Below are 18,770 nucleotides of genomic sequence, written 5' to 3'. Positions count from 1 at the left end.
TAAAAAGTGATTAAGGGCGTCATTGCCCAGCAAAAGAGGCACACATGGCAAAAACCGGCCCGCCATCCTTTAGATTAACAGATACAACACCCCAATAATGGCCACCGCGATAATAAACAGTACTAAATTCATCAGCACACTTTTGGCGCTGACGCCTTCTGCAATGGCAGGGACAGAAGCCGCTTTGATTTTGCGCTTATTTTGCTGTAGCACCATATCAATATGACTCAAGCCATCTTCTTCATACGGCTCACCAATGGCCTCGAAACCTAAAGATTGATAAAACTCGGTCAAGTAAGTTTGTGCCGCTATTCTAATTGGTTTTTTGCCATACTTGCTACGGCAATACTTAATGGCATGCATCATGATATCGCGCGCCAGCCCATTGCGGCGGTACTCAGGTAGCACCAACACTCTACCGATGCGGGGATTTGGATTGGAGGCCACACCACCGACATTGGGCGGAATAATACGGCAATAACCGACCAAGGTTTTGTCCATATGAGCCACCAAGTGTAGGCATTCAAAGTCAATGTCATCAACATCTTGATAAGGACAGTGCTGCTCGACTACAAATACCTGAGAGCGGGCTTGTAAAATGTAATACACATCGACGGCAGTGAGCTCATCGAAGTTTTTTATAGTGAATTTAACGGTCATTGAAAAACATCTTATCGGTTATTTATCAGCCAAAAATTATAAACTAAAAAGCCGCTATAAATTAGACATCGCTTTTGAGAGTGTGGCTTATTTTATCTAAATTTAAGCTGTCTGACATGGCGTTAAAGATATCATAATACGCGCCATGCTGGGCATACAGCTCTTCATGGGTACCGGTTTCGACCACGCGGCCATTATCAATCACAATCAAATCATCAGCATCGATAATTTGGGAAATATTGTGTGAGACAATAATTACCGTACGGTCTTTTTTGATTAAGTCCAAGCTGTGTTTGATCTGCTGGGTTGCAATGGCATCAAGGCTTGCTGTAGGCTCATCTAAGAACACAATAGGCGGGTTCTTTAGGAACATTCGTGCCAGCGCAATCCGCTGCTGCTGTCCTCCTGAGAGCATTTTTGCTTCGCTATCATAGCCCTCAGGCATCCCCATAATCTGCTCATGAATAGACGCCTGCTTGGCCGCCTCAATAATCTCATCATCGGTGGCCTGCATATTACCATAACGAATATTATCAGCAATGGTACCTGAGAAAATATGGTTCTTTTGCAGTACCAATCCAATTTGTTCGCGCAAATTATGCGTATTGTAGTTATCTAGGCTTTGACCATCTAGACAAATAGTGCCGCTGCTGGGGTCATAAAACTTCACCAGTAGATTAATGATGGTGCTTTTACCAGCGCCACTTAAGCCGACCAATGCGGTAATACGATTGGGATGAATCTCAAAGCTGACATCTTTTAACGCCTGCTTGCCATTAGGATAGGAGAAATTGACATCTTTAAGCTCAATATGGCCTTTTAAATCCGTACACTCAATTTCACCAGCACGTTCAATGGCGTCATCATCATCTAAAATATCAAAGAAGCCTTCAGCGTAGGTTAGGGCGTTGTTGATTTGGTCATAAATACGGTGTAATTCGCGAATAGGTGCAGCGACGTTTTGAAACAGCAAAATATGAAACATAATCGCACCAATGGTCATCTGGCCATTAAGCACAAAATATGAAGTCAAGACGATAATAACCACCACCCCAATTTGCTCGATAAAGCTCTTGCCGGCATTATACATAAACGCAATACTGCGGATGCGTAGCTGGTTGGTGGTCATGTCTTTTTGAATTTCCCAGTGCTTATCCGACTCAATCGGCTCACGCACAAAGGACTTAATCACGGTGATAGAGTCAATAATTGAGATCACCAGGCCGCTTTTGGTCTCGCGATATTGGCGCATTTGCTTACGAAACCCTTGTAAGCGGTTGGCCTGCTGTTGACTAACAAAGAAATAAATCGGCACAATAATTAGGCCGACCATGCCCACCCAAAAGTTGGCATTAAACATAATCACCAAGGACACAATGGCACTGGCGAATAGAGGCAGCATGTCGATAAAGAAGTTTTGTACCAGCTGCGTCAAACTGCTAACGCCCAAGTCAATACGGGTCTGCAGCTTACCGCTGGCATTCTCATCACTGGTATAAAACGACATTTTGTAGGACAAAATACGATCGACGACTTTTTGTGATAAATCACGCGATAAGTTAATACGAATACGCTCACCAAAATAGCGCTGACCGAAGGTGATAAAAACGTTGAGCACCTCTTTAGCCAATAAAATACTACTAATTAAGGTTAATAGCTTCAGGCCTTTAATCCACGGGTCAGGTAAACCCACGATACCCGTTAAAGTATCAATGGTGTACTGCAGCACGAATGCGTTAACCTGAGCGGTAAATGACCCCAATACCGTCAAAATTAAGGTTAGGATAAACAGGCCACGATAAGGACGAGCAAATTCACCCAGTCGTTTTAATATTGACCACAGCAATGCCCCCCGTTCGGTTTTTTTGGTGGGCGGTTTGATATCTAGGGGGACACGTTTTGGAGGTGAGGCCATATTATCTCTAGCTCATTACTTATAAATAAGATTAAATATAAAGCGGATGATTATGAAGTTTACCATTCGCGCTCTTGGCTTGGGTAATTATACCTTCATAATCATAGCCGCTTACTATGGCGCCATTGTAATATTTTTGAAAGCAAAGCCCTATGATGACTCTTTATATCCGCTCACCAAGGTCATTATAGAGGCCAATTGTCATCCCAAAAACTCTAAAAGCAGTCACCAGGCACAAACACTTGCCCGACCATAATTCGGCGAGCAGAGCGGCTCATAGACACTTTTTTGGCTTGCCAGCGGCCATCTACCAGCTCAGTTTTACCGCCCACAAGCAGTGTACCAGAGGGATGACCAAAGCGTACTTCAGACAGCTGTGTTGCTGAGCCATTGCCAGCTGATTGGTTAACCAATGTACCTTGCGTGGTGGCAGCAGCGGCAATGGCCACCGCCGCTGTACCCATCATCGCATGGTGCAGCTGTCCCATACTCATGGCACGTACCACCAAGTCAATGTCGTCTTTATCGACCACCTTACCACTTGAGGCAGTGTAAGACTGAGCAGGTGCCACCCAAGCAATCTTAGGGATATGCTGGCTTTTTTGTGCGTCACTTACATCCTGAAATAAGCCCATAGCCACACCGCCTTTGGCGCGGATAGTCTCAAGCTTATCAAGCAGCTCTTGATTGCCATTAATATCAGACTGAAGCTCAGTACCATTAAAGCCTAAGTCCTCAGCTTTCATAAATATGGTGGGGATGCCGGCATTGATAAAGGTCGCTTGAACACAGTCTTTATCCAGTCCGCACCCGGAGACATCAAAGTCGTCAACCAGATGGCCTGTTGGGAACATAGCGCTTGACGCGTCAACCGGATCAATAAATTCAATTTTTACCTCTGCGGCAGGGAAGGTAACCCCATCTAATTCAAAATCGCCGGTTTCTTGTACCTGCACTTGTCCTTGCTCATCAGTGTAGACCGGCACATGGGCAATGATAGTTTTGCTAATATTTTGCTGCCAAATACGCACTTCACAAATACCGCTCTTGGCACTAGCAGCTACTTTATCAGCATCGACCAGACCCATATTGATGGCACAAGCACCCACTGCAGCGGTTAAATTACCACAATTACCCCCCCAATCAATCATAGGCTTGGCAATATTCACTTGCCCAAACAGGTAATTCACATCGTGGCTATCTTTTTCAGACTTGGCTTGATCAGGTTTAGAGAGAATAACCGTCTTTGAGGTACTAGATGACCCATTACCCAAGCCATCGATTTGCTTGCCATAAGGATCGGGGCTACCAATGACGCGCATTAAAAAGTTATCGCGAGCCTCGCCAGGTTGTTGGCAACGCTCAGGCAAATCACTTAATTTAAAAAACGTGCCTTTAGAGGTGCCGCCACGCATATAGGTGGCAGGTACTGAAATTTGGGGGGCAAAGGGTGTATTAGATTGGGTCATGACAAATCCTTATGAGGGGGGTATTATTTTTTATTAAAAAAGCGCACAAGCACAATAAAAGGTGGCTTATGCGCTTAATTAAGACGCGATTTATCAGCGAATTAGCTTCAATAAACTAAGCCACATTGCCTGCCAAGAACTCTTTAGCAAAGCGCTGTAACATACCACCTGATTGATACATTTTAACTTCATCAGCGGTATCTAGACGACACTTAACTGGCGCTTTATCTACGCTACCATCTTTGCGGTGAATCACGAGTGTCATTGTGCCACCTGCAGACACTTCACCTTCGATATCAAACACTTCTGTACCGTCGATGTTTAGGGTTTTGCGGGTCGTGCCAGCTTCAAACTGAACCGGTAGCGCACCCATACCCACTAAGTTTTGACGGTGAATGCGCTCAAAGTCTTCAGCGACCACACACTCAACCCCAGCTAAACGAACCCCTTTAGCAGCCCAGTCACGGCTAGAGCCTTGACCATAGCCATCACCTGCAATGATGATGAGCGGCTGATTGCGTTTCATGTACGTTTCAATGGCTTCCCACATGCGCATGGTCTCGCCTTCTGGCTCAACACGGGCCAGAGAGCCTTGAATGACTTCGCCGTTTTCGTCACGAACCATCTCGTTTAACAGTTTTGGGTTGGCAAAAGTTGCACGCTGAGCGGTTAAATGATCACCACGGTGAGTGGCATAGGAGTTGTAGTCCTCAGCAGGCAAGCCCATGGTGTCCAAATACTCGCCAGCAGCACTATCTGGCATAATGGCATTAGAGGGTGATAAGTGGTCAGTTGTGATGTTATCTCCCAATACTGCCAGTGGTCGCATACCTTTTAACTGGTTGGCCTCAGCCATATTACCCTCCCAGTAAGGCGGACGGCGAATATAGGTGCTCATCTCTCGCCAGTTGTATTGAGGGTCAGTGACAGCATCGTGACGCTCAGCATCTACTTTTCCTTCATCGAACATGGGGATATACACCTTGCTGTATTGCTCAGGCTTAACCGCAGAGGCCACAATGGCATCAACTTCCGCATCATCAAACCAGATGTCTTTTAGATAGACATCATTGCCATCTTGATCTTGACCCAGTGGGTCTTTTTCGATATCAAAGCGAATAGAACCTGCAATTGCATAGGCGACAACCAGAGGCGGCGAGGCTAAGAATGCTTGCTTGGCGTAGGGGTGAATACGGCCATCGAAGTTACGGTTACCTGAGAGCACTGCCGTGGCAAATAAGTCGCGGTCGATGATTTCTTGCTGAATTTCAGGTTCAAGCGCACCGCTCATGCCATTACAAGTCGTACAAGCAAAGGCCACCACATCAAAACCAAGGGCTTGCAAATCAGGCAATAAGTCGGCTTCTTCTAAATACAGTTTTACGGCTTTTGAGCCCGGTGCTAACGATGATTTGACCCAAGGTTTACGCACCAAACCCTTTTTGAGGGCATTACGGGCCACAATCCCCGCAGCAACCATATTGCGTGGGTTTGAGGTATTGGTGCAGCTGGTGATGGCGGCGATAATCACAGCGCCATCAGGCATTGAGCCATCTGCGGGTGCGGTGGGGTCATAGTGCTCTTGAGCGATGCCTTTGTTGACCAAATCTGTGGTAGATACACGAGCATGCGGCTTAGAGGGGCCTGCGATATTACGCACCACTTTTGATAAATCAAATCTTAATACACGCTCGTATTTGGCTTGTTGCATGCCATCTGCCCAAAGCCCCGTGTGCTTAGCATAGGCCTCAACGACGTTAATTTGCTTTTCTGTACGGCCGGTCAAACGCAGATAATCAATGGTTTGCTCATCAATATAGAACATAACGGCGGTTGCGCCATATTCAGGTGTCATGTTTGATATTGAAGCACGATCGCCTACAGATAAGCTACGAGCCCCGTCCCCAAAGCATTCGACATAGGCGGAGACCACACCTTCATCACGCAAAAATTCAGTCATAGCCAGTACCAAATCTGTACCGGTAATGCCAGGTTGTAATTTGCCGGTTAATTCTAGACCGATGATATCAGGCAGGCGCATATATGAGGGATTGCCCAGCATCACGCTTTCAGCTTCTAGCCCGCCCACACCAATGGAGATAACGCCTAAGGCGTCGACCATGGGCGTATGACTGTCAGTACCGACCAAGGTATCTGGATAGGCCACAGGTGTGCCGTCGTTTTTATCGGTAATGACCTGGACCACAGGTGACATTTTCTCAAGGTTAATTTGGTGCATGATGCCATTGCCAGGCGGCACCACGTTAACGTTATCAAAGGCATATTCACACCAGTTGATAAAATGGAAACGGTCCTCATTGCGGCGCTCTTCAATGGCCCGGTTTTTCTCAAAAGCATTCTCTTCATAGCCGGCGTGTTCAACCGCCAATGAGTGATCGACAATCAATTGGGTCGGCACAATGGGGTTAACTTTCGCCGGGTCACCGCCTTCAGCAGCGATGGCATCACGAAGGCCAGCTAAGTCGACAAAGGCGGTTTGGCCCAAGATGTCATGACACACCACACGCGCCGGATACCAAGGAAAATCAATGTCTTGTTTGCGGTAGATATGCTGTGATAGCGCCTCGGTCAAATCTTCTGGTGGGCAGCGGCGTACTAAGTTTTCACAAAGAACTTTTGAGCTAAAAGGCAGCTTGGCATAAGCGCCTGGTTCAATTGCATTAACTGCTTGTTCAACGTCAAAATAATACAGACCACTGTCCTCACCGTTTGGCAAAGGTAGTGGTTTTTTAAATTCTGTATTCATCGGCTGGGGATGTTTGTGGGTCAGCTCTGGCTGGTTTGTTTCAATACTCTGATTTGACATGACTGGCTGTCCTTAAATTAAATTTAACACTTAGCAGTAAGTAGCCCTAATTGCTAAAATCGCTAAATTTTGAAATCAATAAAATATTAATGCGCTAACGGCCATTAAATACAATCATCTAACAAAATAATCATCTAACAAATAAGGCCCTATCTTCAATAAAAAAGATAGAGCCCTAAACAATCTGACTCTACTTTATAAACTAACCGCGCTCAGCGATAGGCGTTACCTCACGTGGCGCTTCGCCCACATATTCGGCGCTTGGGCGGATGATACGGTTGTCAGCACGCTGCTCAAATACGTGAGCGGCCCAGCCGGTTAGGCGAGAGCAAACGAAAATTGGCGTGAATAGCTTGGTTGGAATGCCCATAAAGTTATAGGTAGAGGCATGGAAGAAATCAGCGTTACAGAACAGTTTTTTCTCACGCCACATCACCTCTTCACAGCGCACTGATACTGGGTATAACACCTCATCGCCCACATCGGCGGCTAGTTTTTCAGCCCACTGCTTAATAATCACGTTACGTGGATCTGATTCGCTATAAATGGCGTGACCAAAGCCCATAATTTTGTCTTTATTATCTAGCATACGCAGCAAGCCGGCTTCTGCATCTTCTGGCGAGTCAAAGCCTTCGATAAGCTCCATCGCCGCTTCATTGGCGCCGCCGTGTAACGGGCCACGTAATGAGCCGATGGCACCCGTGATACAAGAGAAGATGTCTGACAAGGTAGATGCACACACACGCGCAGTAAACGTAGAGGCGTTAAACTCGTGCTCAGCGTACAAGATAAGTGACACATTCATCACTCGCTCGTGTAGTTCACTTGGCTTGTCACCTTTTAATAGCTGTAAGAAATGACCACCAATGGTTTCGGCATCGGTCACGCAGTCAATCTTCACGCCTTCATGGCTAAAGCGGTACCAGTAGTTAATAATCGCTGGGAAAGCGGACAACATACGGTTGGTTTTGTCCAGCTGCTCATCAAAGCTGTCTTCTGGCTCTAAGTTGCCTAGCATTGAACAACCAGTACGTAGCACGTCCATTGGATGCGCGTCTTGTGGAATACGCTCTAGTACGTCTTTTAGCGGTTGCGGTAAATCACGAAGCTGTTTTAGCGTTGCTTTGTAGTCATCGAGCTGGGCTTGGGTGGGTAGCTCACCGTATAACAATAAATACGCGACCTCTTCAAAGATGCAATTTTCGGCTAAATCTTTGACATCATAACCACGGTAAGTTAAGCCTGAACCTGATTTGCCGACGGTTGATAATGCCGTTTTACCTGCTACTTGACCACGTAAGCCTGCGCCTGATAATTGTTTACCTGCTGCCATAGTAAAAATCCTTTTTTTGTTTGGTGGCTGAAATAGTTTGCATTTTGCAGCGTCACTGTGTTGGTTTCCTTAGATGTACGATTTGTACAATCTGCAGTCAACCGCCTTGTGACGCTACAAACCTTCAAGCTATTATTAAATTAAAATATTTGGTTTACTCGAAAATACCTTCTTAAAACTTTTCACATTTAAGATGTTTACTTCTTTTGAGCAAATAGCTCATCTAGCTTTTGTTCAAACTGGTGATAATTTAAGAAGTCATATAGCTCCATACGCGTCTGCATGGTATCGACCACAGCTTCTTGAGTACCATCATTTAATAGATGCTGATACACGTTTAGCGCTGCTTTGTTCATCGCACGAAAGGCAGATAGTGGGTATAACACCATGTCCACACCAACGTTAAATAGCTGCTCTGTGGTGTATAAGTCAGTCTGGCCAAACTCAGTCATGTTGGCGAGTACCGGAATGTTTAATACATCGGTGAATTTACGATACATCTCGATATCGGTTAGCGCTTCAGCGAAAATCATATCGGCGCCAGCTTCTTCAAAAGCCACAGCACGTTCAACAGCTGCTTCTAAGCCTTCGACCGATAAGGCATCGGTACGTGCCATCACCACAAAGTCTGGATCGACTTTGGCATCAAGCGCCGCTTTAAGACGGTCAACCATTTCGGCGGTTGAAACGATTTCTTTGTTTGGGCGGTGACCACAGCGCTTTTGTGCCACTTGGTCTTCAATATGCACGGCAGCAACACCTGCTTTTTCCATCTTTTTGATGGTTTGAGAGATATTAAATGCGCCGCCCCAACCGGTATCGATATCGACCAATAGTGGCGTATCTACCGCATTGGTAATACGGCTGGCATCCTCTAATACGTTATCAAGGCTGGTCATACCCAAATCTGGTAGGCCGTATGAGGCATTTGCCACGCCGCCACCTGATAAGTAAATGGCTTTATGACCGACTTGGGTCGCCATCATGGCCGTATAGGCATTGATGGTGCCGACGATTTGTAGCGGTTGGTTATTTGATTTTTGTGCTAAGAGGGCTTCGCGAAAGCGCTTGCCGGCAGAATAAGTGCTCATAATCAGTCCTTTGAATAGAAGGGGGAGGGAGTTTTTATGCAGATTGTATTTTCAATAAGAATAGCCCTAAATTGGCCAATAAGGAAGAAGGGTATAAAGCGATATTGATTACAAATACTAAATATTAGATGTGTTTTTACTAAAACTATTCATAAAATGAGTATGGTTATTTAAATTTTGATGATTTATCTTAAGCCGTATTTAAAATATGCAAAATAGAGCAATCAAAAACCAGATGATTTTTTACAAAAAATTACAATTTGTGTGGAAAATTCAGCTGATAAGGAATTAGATCACTCGGCGATAGGTGATACCACGCTCTTCATAAATGGCATAAATCACCTCAAGTAAGGTAGTAAAGGCTGGGTGCGTGGGGGTGGTCAGGCTACAGATGTAAATCGGTGAGGTGGCATCTTCATGAATTAAGGTGCGGTAACTGATTTGCTCAGAGCGTACTGATTTTAGGCTATCAGGCACTAACGTTATGCCTTCACCGGCGGCTACCAAGCCTAATGCCAACTGAATGTCACTAACCGAGGTGGTGTGATGCGGTAAGGCTGAGCGCTTGGCAAACAGATGCAGCAGCGGCTCGCTAATAAGACTAGGGTCTGTGTTTTGAGCCTCAGTTGTTGAAGCGCTGGCAAGTTGAGGGACAGGAAGGTGGGTTTGGTGGTATAAGATAACTCGGCTATTTTGCAGCTGTGATAAGTGAATATCATGGCTGCCAGCCAGTTCATGAGTATTGGGAAGGGCGGCGACGTAGCGTTCATGACGCAGTAACAGCTGATAAATATGCTCATCGTTATGGGCAAATCGGCCAAAACCCACGTCAATCTCGCCGGCCTTGAGCGCACCGATCTGTTTGAAGGAACTGATGTCTTTTAAATGCACCTCCAAATTCGGCAAGCGCTGCTTTAACCTTGAAATAACCGTCGGTAATAAGCCATAAAGCACTGAGGGCACAAAGCCAATGTTTAGGGTATCTGGCGGATGCGCGATTTTTTGGGTCAGACTGATGGTGCTATCGAGCTCTTTTAAGATGATATCAATTTTTTCATAAAAAAATCTGCCCGCCTCAGTCAGCTGTAACGGACGATGATAGCGGTCAATGAGGATAACGCCCAGATCATCCTCTAACTGCTTGATTAAGCGGCTTAAAGTCGGCTGTGACAGCTGGGTTTGTGATACTGCCTCACTAAAGCTTTTTAAGCGTGCTACGCTATGAAAGGCGGTCAATCTTTTTAACTGCATCACTTCTCACCATACGTTAGAACACATACATTGCACCAAATAGTGCTTACTTAAACACAATCTCGCGACCATCTTCTAATACCATAGCGCCCTTGGTTATCTCAATTTCAATATTTTGTGGATTTTGAATGGCTTTCATCACATTGATGTCAGTTATGCTCACATCCGCCTCCATTTTCCGAGACTGTTTGGGCGACATGGGCGGATCAAATAGGGTAAAAGGAATGACCACCGGCTTGGGTTTTTCGAATGCCGGATAACGCAGCATTAAGGTACCTTTAAAGCTTTTTACAGCTGTTTGCCCTTCATTTGACAGCACAAAAGACAATTTAACATTATTCAAACTGTCGTTTTCACTGGTTTTGGCCGGCAGTAGGGTTATCGGATAGTTATCAGGCTGCACAGCTGTGGTTACTGGGCTTTTTTTACCTGTGGGATTATCCGGATGCAGTGCTTCGTACTTTCGCTGCTGCTCTAATGCCCGGCCAATGGTAATTCTAGGGACAGCGCCTTTTTCATAAGCGTCACTTAAACGCATCCGTAGCATATAACGGCTTAGAAGCTGGCGATCTTCTTCTGAAAGCTGCTCTAAGGTGTCACCCAATTTATCTTGCCACTTCTCGGCATCGGTAGGAATGGTCTGCATCATTGGGTTTTGGGTGCGCGTATCACAGCCTGCCAAAGCAGTGAGGGTGGCCAGCACAACTGCGCTCACAAAAGGACGTACGGGATTTAAGGTCATGGCACTTACTCCAGTTATCTATCTAAGGGGCCAAAAGAAAATCACCAAAAAACGTGCCAAAAAAGGCGTATTGTCGCTATTAAGATAGCATACAACGAAACCTTTGGATTGTAATTACAATTCTAACCCTAATCCAACCCTGCGCTTAAGCCAGCTAAATATGAGGGGATATAAAAAAAGACCTTACGGCTATTGTAAGGTCTTTTAAAGAGGCTAAACAGAGAAGTTTTTTTAGATTAGGCCAAATAATTGCGCCATAAACAACAAAGCAATACCGCCTAAGAAGATCAAGCCGGCAATACTGTACAGCTTCATGCCAGCTGATAGGTTCTGCTGATCTTTGGCTAGTGAGTAATTTAACCAACCAAAAATTGGGGCTGAAACAAAAGCTGTAATCATAGCAAACTTTAGCATAGCGCCCAGCTGCCCGGTAAAGAAGGTGATAATAATATAGCCGCCCACAATACAGTAGGTGGTCCACAGGATGATTTGCTGTTGTGAAATATTGGCATCGTCTTTGATTAAACGTAAACTTTCGGCATTGATACGGCCATAACCATCAGCACAGGTAATGGTGGTACCAAACATCACCATAAAGGCCACAAAAGCTACCAATAGACGTGACCACTCACCAATGGTGGCCGTGTACATACTAATCAGCTGCCCCACATAAGCACCGCCTTGGGTCTGGATTTCAACGCCTGAGCCATACTGTACAAACACACCCAATGCCAAAAATACCAGTGCCAATAAAGAGGTGGCGATAAAACCGACATTAAAGTCAATTAAGCCCTGACGGTGTGTGGTGTGGTCCGATTTTACTTTGGCCGAAATCCACATAGAATTAATCGCTGAGAACTCAAGTGGTGCCGGCATCCAGCCCATTAAGGCCACAATAAAGCCCAAGGTGGCCAAATTCCAAGGTGAGGCGGCCACAAAATCTGGTGCCATAATGGTAGGCTTGCCTGCCGCAATAATCACCGCAGCTAACGTGGTTACAGTCAGCGCCACCATAATCCATTTGGTAAGCTTATCAAGCATCTTGTAGTGACCAAGAATCAAAAATAGCCAAGACACGCCCATGACGATAATCGACAAAACACCATTAGATAGCCCCCAGCTTTCAGGCAACATAAACCCTAGAATAACTGCCGCCAATAGCGCCACTGCACCGGTGCTAATGATCGAAGCTGCTAAAGATAAGATAAAAAATGCCCACAGATATAGGCGTGATTTTTTGGCATATCCGGCAACCAACGACTCTCCGGTTTCATAAACATAGTCGGTACCAAATTTAAAAAAGGGATATTTAAAAAAGTTGGCGAGGATAATCATAATCGCCAATTGCCAACCATATAACGCGCCAGCTTGTGTCGATGAGATAAGATGTGAGCCCCCAATGGCTGCTGAGGCCAGTAAGATACCGGGACCAAAAGCTTGCCAATTAATGCCTTTGTCTTTGGGCGAGGCGTGAGTCGAAGATGTGCTCATAGCAGGTTAACCTTAATTTGTGCTTATTTTAAAGGGCTTGGTTTATAAGATTACTCATAGGTGCAGTAGGTGTGTTTTTTAAATTCATTTAAGTTTTTACTAGCAAAGCGCTAGGCAAGAATCCCTGTCAGCTGTGCCATAAACAATAAAGCGATACCCGCTAAAAAGATAAGGCCTGAGATACTATAAAAGGTCATAAGCGGTGACAGTCGTTGCTGACTTTTAATCAATGAATAGTTGAGCCAGCCATACACAGGGGCTAACACAAAGGCTGAAATCATCGCAAACTTAAGCATGATATCAAGCTGACCTTTGAAAAAGGTGATAAGAACAAAGCCGCCTAAGGCTGAAAAGGTGGTCCACCAAAAAATCTGGGTTTGCGAGGCCTCGTTTGGATTGTTATTAATCAAACGCATCCCTTCAGCAATAGAGCGGCCATAACCATCGGCACAGGCAATGGTGGTGCCAAACATTACCATAAAGGCCACAAACGCCACCAATAACTTGGACCAATCGCCAATGGTGGCGGTGTACATATTCATTAATTGAGTAATGTAAGCGCCGCCTTGGGTTTGAATCTCGGTCCCTGTGCCATATTGTACAAAGACCCCAAGCGCTAAGAAAAACAGCGCCAAAATGGCACTTGAGATGTAGCCGGCATTGAAGTCAATTAAACCTTGGCGGTGGGTAGTGTGATCGGCTTTTACCTTTTCTTTGGTCCACATCGAGGTCATGGCCGCAAATTCAAGCGGTGCTGGCATCCAACCCATTAAGGCCACGATAAAGCCCAGCGAAGCCATATTCCAAGGCGAAGCGGCTATGAAACCTGGTGCCATAACCGTCGGCTTACCCGCTGCAATCATAACAGCAGCAATGGTTGAGACAATTAAAGCGGCCATAATCCACTTATTGAACTTATCGAGCAGCTTGTAGTGGCCCAACACCAAAAACAGCCAAGAGACGCCCATAACGATAAATGACAGTACCGTCATCGAGGGACTGATGCTTGAGGGCAACATAAAGCCCAAAATAACCGTGGTTAACAAGGCCACAGCACCCACGCTAATAAGCGCTGACGCTAACAAAAGCAAGGTATATAACCAAAGATATACCCGCGATTTTTTGGCGTAACCGGCAATTAGTGACTCCCCTGTGTCATACACATAATCGGTGCTGAATTTAAAAAAGGGGTATTTAAAAAAGTTGGCGAGAATAATCATAATCGCCAATTGCCAGCCATATAACGCGCCAGCTTGTGTCGATGAAATAAGATGTGAGCCACCAACAGCGCCAGTAGCTAGCAAGATGCCAGGGCCGAAGATACGCCAGTTAAATTTATCCGAGTTTTGATCTAAATTAGGGGATGCTGCGCTCATAAATACCTCGAATGAGTCAGAAAGCTTAGATCAGCGCAACTGGCAGTGGTGGCAGTAATCATAAGCGCTAAGCTCAGCTTTCAAAAAACTCAATATACTATCACGTATAGTATTGCAACTAATTGAATATGGTTATGACCGACCACTCCTTTAGTTATAAAACCCACAGCAGAAGCAGAACGTATCATTAAAAATACACTTAAGTTAACCCTAAGTTTGCTGATAGCATATTTTATAACTATATTTTATCTATTAAGCAAGCACCGCATAAAATAAGTAACTTCCCTTCTAACTAATTAGGGATTAGGATAAGCAAGCACGCAAAGGAAAATTGCGGCTTATAAGAACCGGCCTTAACGCTTATTTATTCAAAAATAACAAAAGGTTAAGGCTTAATAATAATCACAAGGAGCGTCACATGCTTTACCAAACCCCAAATACTGACAATAGCTTGGTTAAATTCCGCGAAAAATACGATAATTTTATTGGCGGAGAGTGGGTTGCTCCCATTGATGGTGAGTATTTTGATAACACCAGTCCTATCGACGGCAAACTCATTTGCCAAGTTGCCCGTTCAAAAGCTGCCGACATCGAAAAAGCCCTAGATGCTGCACATGCGGCCAAAGAAGCTTGGGGCAAAACCAGTGTCACAGAGCGCTCAAATATCCTGCTAAAAATCGCTGACAAGATGGAAGAAAATCTTGAAAAGATCGCGGTGGCCGAATGTTATGAAAACGGCAAACCAGTTAGAGAAACCCTAGCAGCAGATATCCCTTTATCTATCGATCATTTGCGTTATTTTGCCGGCGCCATCCGTGCTCAAGAAGGCGGCATCAGTCAAATTGATGAAGATACCGTAGCCTATCATTTCCATGAGCCCTTAGGTGTGGTCGGTCAGATTATCCCTTGGAACTTCCCTCTACTTATGGCGATTTGGAAAATTGCTCCGGCATTGGCTGCAGGTAACTGTATCGTACTTAAGCCGGCTGAGCAGACGCCTGCCTCAATCTTGTATTTAATTGAAACCATTGGGCTGGCAGACATCTTGCCAAAAGGCGTATTAAACGTGGTCAATGGCTTTGGGGTAGAGGCAGGCAAGCCACTTGCGTCAAACCCTCGTATTAGCAAAATCGCTTTCACAGGTGAAACCACCACCGGTCGCCTAATCATGCAATACGCCAGTGAAAACATTATTCCTGTTACGCTAGAGCTTGGTGGTAAGAGTCCTAATATCTTCTTTGCAGACATCATGGATGAAGACGATGATTTCTTAGACAAGGCGGTAGAGGGCCTGGTGATGTTTGCGCTCAACCAAGGTGAAGTCTGTACGTGTCCTTCACGTGCACTGGTGCATGAGAGCATTTATGATGAATTTATCAAACGCTGTATTGAGCGCGTTAAAGCCATTAAACTTGGCAACCCGCTAGATACCGAAACCATGGTCGGTGCGCAAGCCAGCTCAGATCAGTTAGAAAAAATCTTATCTTATCTAGATATTGGTAAAAAAGAAGGCGCTAAAGTACTGGTCGGCGGTGAGCAGGCCAAGCATGAAGGCGATCTTGCCAGCGGCTATTATGTGCAGCCTACTATCTTTGAGGGCACCAACGACATGCGCATTTTCCAAGAAGAAATCTTTGGACCTGTGCTGGCGGTAACTACCTTTAAGGATGATGAGGAAGCATTACGCTTGGCTAACGATACCTTGTATGGCTTAGGCGCAGGCATCTGGACCCGCAACGTGCATAAAGCTTATCGCTTTGGCCGTGGCATCCAAGCAGGCCGTGTATGGACCAACTGCTACCACCTATATCCGTCACACGCAGCCTTCGGTGGCTACAAGCAGTCAGGTATTGGTCGTGAAAACCATCTAATGATGCTAGATCATTATCAACAAACCAAAAATATGCTGGTCTCTTATAGCACCAAGGCGATGGGCTTCTTTTAAAACCTAAATTCAACTCTGTATCAACTTACCAAAGCAATCTATCGTCAGGTGGATTGCTTTTTTTAATTTTAAGGTGCTCATTACCAAACCATAATGACAAGGCCGAATATTTTAGGAGTACAAATTATGAAAGTTGATGCCACGCCAGCCTGCATTGAGCTCATTGAGTTATTAAAATCTAAGCATGGCGAGCTGATGTTCCACCAATCTGGCGGCTGCTGTGATGGCAGCTCACCTATGTGTTATCCGCTTGGCGAGTTTAAGACAGGAGGGCAGGATGTGCTGGTAGGCGAGATTGGCGGCTGTCCTTTTTATATGGGCAAGGCTCAGTTTGAACTATGGCAGCATACTGACTTAACGATAGATGTTGTGGCCGGACGCGGTGCTAGCTTCTCGCTTGAGATACCTGAGGGCAAGCGCTTTATTGTGCGCTCTGAGATTTGTCAGATTCAAAGTTAAGCCCGCTCTAAGTACTAAAAAAAGTTAATTTATTTGCAGTAAATCATCTAAAAAACCGAGTCTAAACCGCTCGGTTTTTTCCATTTATATGGTCCTATGCTCTGCATTGACTCCAGCCGACACATAGACTGAGCAATTACAACTTATAACGCTTAAGATACTAACTATCAATATAAGACAGCTATCATAGTCATATATTTGTAATGAAATATTTCAAGCCCTGATTTAGCTAAAGAGTACTGGGTAAATTGATTTTATAAGGATAAATCCGCATGATAAAACTTAAAACATTGGCCACAGGATTTACTGCTATATTTTTGAGTGTAGCTGTTGTGGGCTGTGCATCGACACCTCTGGATACTCGAGGGATGCACTATCCTAATGGTACCTATGATAAAAAAGGGCATAATACCCATAAGCAGAACAAAAAGCATCAAAACAAAAAATATAACAAGAGCGAGTACAACCAAGGTAATGCCGAACGACTGGCCACACGTAAGCTAAATGCAATGGGTTACCAAGTACAAAAAGTCGACTATAAACAAAAGCAAGGCATTGTCAAAACCACCGCTTATCGAGGTGGCAAAAAATACAAGATTGACTTAGCTTATCCCAGCATGAATGTGGTAAAAATGAAAAAAGACTAGTAGCGAAAGACTAGTAGAGCAGGCCACTTGGTATTAACGGCTGCGCAGACTATCAATATAGTCAGCCCAGTGCTGCATCATTTGAGTACGTGTGCTTATTTCATCCAATCGGTTGTACGCTCCGCCATGGGTATCCTTGATCCTGTGGCCGAGCTGTAGCTCAGTGACAATGTCTGAATAGCGAAGCTCGGGCTGCTCCATAAGCAGTGTCTTGGCGGCGGCTCGAAATCCATGCGTACAATGTTTTCCCTTGTAACCCAGCCGGTGAAATGCCTGAACCAAAGTGGCCTTACTCATATAAGCATTGCTTGAGCTGCGTATCGAGGCGAACACATAAGGCTTGTCACCGGTTATTTTTTGGATGTCACGCAGGCGAGTAATCACCTGATCTGCTAAAGGCACCACCAAACTTGAGACCATATCTTCACGCCCTTCGCCTTTGGTTGGTGAAAAAACCCAGAGCTTATGCGCCCAATCAATCTCATCCCAGCGCATAGAGCGTAAATCAATACTGCGCACAAAGACATAAGGCAATAAGTTCATTGCCATTAACGTCAGCTCACTTGCTGCAGTAAACGTCGCCATGTCCTTCAATAAAGCGGCAAACTCATCGGGTTTGGTCAGTGCTGGCAAGTGTTTTCCTGAGCCCGCTGGTGCCAGCTCTCCACGGGTATAAATGGCGACATTGGTGTCACATAACCCACGAGCCACGGCGAATGAAAACACCTTTTCGGTATATAAACGGGTACTGGCACCCACAAAGGCAGCTTCATTATCGTTATTTTGAATAGACTCACAAACATTCAAGATGGTTTCACTGGTGATGTCATACATCCTCAAGTTACCAATCTCGGCGCACATATAACCCAAGCACAAATCCCAAAACTTTAGGGTAGACTCACTAAAGGCACGCTTACCAGATTTGCGTTGACGGCGGCTATTGATTTTATTATCACGCCAAGCTGCAGCAATCTCAGCAAACGTGGCGTTTTTTAGATGCGCATATTTATTCACCTGCTTTTGCTGACGTATGGCTTTAGGGTCGGTGCCATTTCGCACCATATCCAATATAGACTCAGCTTTGGTTCTTGCCTCATGCAGGCTGATATCTTCCACAGAACCCAACGTCATACGCGGACGTTTATTGGGCTGATGTGGATGGGTGTAACGCAGATAAAATTCTTTTTTGCCATTGGGATAGATACGTACACTAAGTTCGGGTACGCCAGCGACTGCGACCAAATAATCTTTGTCACGGCACTCAAGTCTATTAATATCCCGTCTATTATGAATAACCATACTTCTCACTTTGTTGTTTTGTCATATAAATAGGAGCACACATTTTTGTACAATCTTCGCTTTTATTGTGCTAAAGTATTGTTAGTAATCTTCATCACGCCTAACGCCTAGCATTAAAGGCATACAGTTTAATAATCACCGTCTTTTATCTGTAGTCTTGCCTCTAAAATCCAGTACTAAATATCCTATTATTTGGACACCAAACTGGACACCAAAATCATCTTTATAAAAATAAAAACCTTATATATAAAAGCTTTTATGAATA

General features: G+C 44.9%; 14 protein-coding genes. 3 read left to right on the top strand and 11 right to left on the bottom strand.

The features are described 5' to 3' along the window. Positions 1–69: 69 nt before the first annotated feature. The 10 genes from MN210_RS06405 to MN210_RS06360 all read right to left on the bottom strand — a co-directional run bounded on the left by MN210_RS06405 (position 70) and on the right by MN210_RS06360 (position 14,155). Entirely contained in the window at positions 70–660 is a 591-nt protein-coding gene (locus MN210_RS06405) for a GNAT family N-acetyltransferase (RefSeq protein WP_011960458.1), read from the bottom strand. A gap of 61 nt (positions 661–721) precedes the next feature. Further along, positions 722–2,575, bottom strand: coding sequence for an ATP-binding cassette domain-containing protein (locus tag MN210_RS06400; protein WP_011960457.1), 1,854 nt, complete (start codon positions 2,573–2,575; stop codon positions 722–724). 215 nt (positions 2,576–2,790) lie between these two features. Continuing rightward, positions 2,791–4,044 (bottom strand): 2-methylaconitate cis-trans isomerase PrpF, encoded by a 1,254-nt coding sequence (gene prpF / locus MN210_RS06395; protein ID WP_201544953.1) that lies wholly within the window; start codon positions 4,042–4,044, stop codon positions 2,791–2,793. Between the two features lie 115 nt (positions 4,045–4,159). Next, positions 4,160–6,811: a Fe/S-dependent 2-methylisocitrate dehydratase AcnD gene (gene acnD, locus MN210_RS06390; RefSeq protein ID WP_155587211.1), complete on the bottom strand. Its 2,652-nt coding sequence runs from the start codon at positions 6,809–6,811 to the stop codon at positions 4,160–4,162. 262 nt (positions 6,812–7,073) lie between these two features. After that, positions 7,074–8,204, bottom strand: coding sequence for a bifunctional 2-methylcitrate synthase/citrate synthase (gene prpC, locus MN210_RS06385; RefSeq protein WP_338412785.1), 1,131 nt, complete (start codon positions 8,202–8,204; stop codon positions 7,074–7,076). A gap of 197 nt (positions 8,205–8,401) precedes the next feature. Continuing rightward, positions 8,402–9,295: a methylisocitrate lyase gene (gene prpB, locus MN210_RS06380; protein WP_241879595.1), complete on the bottom strand. Its 894-nt coding sequence runs from the start codon at positions 9,293–9,295 to the stop codon at positions 8,402–8,404. Positions 9,296–9,583: 288 nt separating this feature from the next. After that, positions 9,584–10,546, bottom strand: a complete 963-nt coding sequence (locus MN210_RS06375; RefSeq protein WP_110816562.1) for a LysR family transcriptional regulator — start codon at positions 10,544–10,546, stop codon at positions 9,584–9,586. A gap of 46 nt (positions 10,547–10,592) precedes the next feature. Continuing rightward, positions 10,593–11,288, bottom strand: a complete 696-nt coding sequence (locus MN210_RS06370; protein WP_338412784.1) for a hypothetical protein — start codon at positions 11,286–11,288, stop codon at positions 10,593–10,595. A 231-nt stretch (positions 11,289–11,519) separates the two neighbouring features. Beyond that, positions 11,520–12,779: an NRAMP family divalent metal transporter gene (locus MN210_RS06365; RefSeq protein ID WP_338412783.1), complete on the bottom strand. Its 1,260-nt coding sequence runs from the start codon at positions 12,777–12,779 to the stop codon at positions 11,520–11,522. A gap of 110 nt (positions 12,780–12,889) precedes the next feature. Further along, entirely contained in the window at positions 12,890–14,155 is a 1,266-nt protein-coding gene (locus MN210_RS06360) for an NRAMP family divalent metal transporter (protein WP_338412782.1), read from the bottom strand. Between the two features lie 418 nt (positions 14,156–14,573). Here MN210_RS06360 and adh point away from each other — a divergent pair, with 418 nt between their 5' ends. The 3 genes from adh (at position 14,574) to MN210_RS06345 (ending at position 17,206) form a co-directional block, all read left to right on the top strand. Further along, on the top strand, positions 14,574–16,100 hold the full coding sequence (gene adh / locus MN210_RS06355; protein WP_011960448.1) for an aldehyde dehydrogenase: 1,527 nt from the start codon (positions 14,574–14,576) through the stop codon (positions 16,098–16,100). Between the two features lie 126 nt (positions 16,101–16,226). Beyond that, positions 16,227–16,559, top strand: coding sequence for a DUF779 domain-containing protein (locus tag MN210_RS06350; RefSeq protein ID WP_338412781.1), 333 nt, complete (start codon positions 16,227–16,229; stop codon positions 16,557–16,559). 272 nt (positions 16,560–16,831) lie between these two features. Continuing rightward, a complete protein-coding gene (locus MN210_RS06345; protein ID WP_201544941.1) occupies positions 16,832–17,206 on the top strand; it encodes a PepSY domain-containing protein in 375 nt (124 codons plus the stop codon). 33 nt (positions 17,207–17,239) lie between these two features. Here MN210_RS06345 and MN210_RS06340 read toward each other — a convergent pair whose 3' ends face one another. Next, complete coding sequence (locus MN210_RS06340; protein ID WP_338412780.1) at positions 17,240–18,505, bottom strand: tyrosine-type recombinase/integrase; 1,266 nt, start codon at positions 18,503–18,505, stop codon at positions 17,240–17,242. Between the last annotated feature and the right edge of the window lie 265 nt (positions 18,506–18,770).

This window comes from Psychrobacter raelei, from assembly GCF_022631235.3.
Lineage (GTDB): Bacteria > Pseudomonadota > Gammaproteobacteria > Pseudomonadales > Moraxellaceae > Psychrobacter > Psychrobacter raelei.
The sequence above is the reverse complement of the archived record's forward strand: the minus strand, read 5'-3'. Positions and strand labels throughout refer to the sequence as shown.

Excerpts from the sequence above, each read along its gene's own strand:
- MN210_RS06405 (WP_011960458.1), bottom strand. The coding sequence starts at position 660 with ATGACCGTTAAATTCACTATAAAAAACTTCGATGAGCTCACTGCCGTC.
- MN210_RS06400 (WP_011960457.1), bottom strand. The coding sequence starts at position 2,575 with ATGGCCTCACCTCCAAAACGTGTCCCCCTAGATATCAAACCGCCCACC.
- prpF (WP_201544953.1), bottom strand. The coding sequence starts at position 4,044 with ATGACCCAATCTAATACACCCTTTGCCCCCCAAATTTCAGTACCTGCC.
- acnD (WP_155587211.1), bottom strand. The coding sequence starts at position 6,811 with ATGAATACAGAATTTAAAAAACCACTACCTTTGCCAAACGGTGAGGAC.
- prpC (WP_338412785.1), bottom strand. The coding sequence starts at position 8,204 with ATGGCAGCAGGTAAACAATTATCAGGCGCAGGCTTACGTGGTCAAGTA.
- prpB (WP_241879595.1), bottom strand. The coding sequence starts at position 9,295 with ATGAGCACTTATTCTGCCGGCAAGCGCTTTCGCGAAGCCCTCTTAGCA.
- MN210_RS06375 (WP_110816562.1), bottom strand. The coding sequence starts at position 10,546 with ATGCAGTTAAAAAGATTGACCGCCTTTCATAGCGTAGCACGCTTAAAA.
- MN210_RS06370 (WP_338412784.1), bottom strand. The coding sequence starts at position 11,288 with ATGACCTTAAATCCCGTACGTCCTTTTGTGAGCGCAGTTGTGCTGGCC.
- MN210_RS06365 (WP_338412783.1), bottom strand. The coding sequence starts at position 12,779 with ATGAGCACATCTTCGACTCACGCCTCGCCCAAAGACAAAGGCATTAAT.
- MN210_RS06360 (WP_338412782.1), bottom strand. The coding sequence starts at position 14,155 with ATGAGCGCAGCATCCCCTAATTTAGATCAAAACTCGGATAAATTTAAC.
- adh (WP_011960448.1), top strand. The coding sequence starts at position 14,574 with ATGCTTTACCAAACCCCAAATACTGACAATAGCTTGGTTAAATTCCGC.
- MN210_RS06350 (WP_338412781.1), top strand. The coding sequence starts at position 16,227 with ATGAAAGTTGATGCCACGCCAGCCTGCATTGAGCTCATTGAGTTATTA.
- MN210_RS06345 (WP_201544941.1), top strand. The coding sequence starts at position 16,832 with ATGATAAAACTTAAAACATTGGCCACAGGATTTACTGCTATATTTTTG.
- MN210_RS06340 (WP_338412780.1), bottom strand. The coding sequence starts at position 18,505 with ATGGTTATTCATAATAGACGGGATATTAATAGACTTGAGTGCCGTGAC.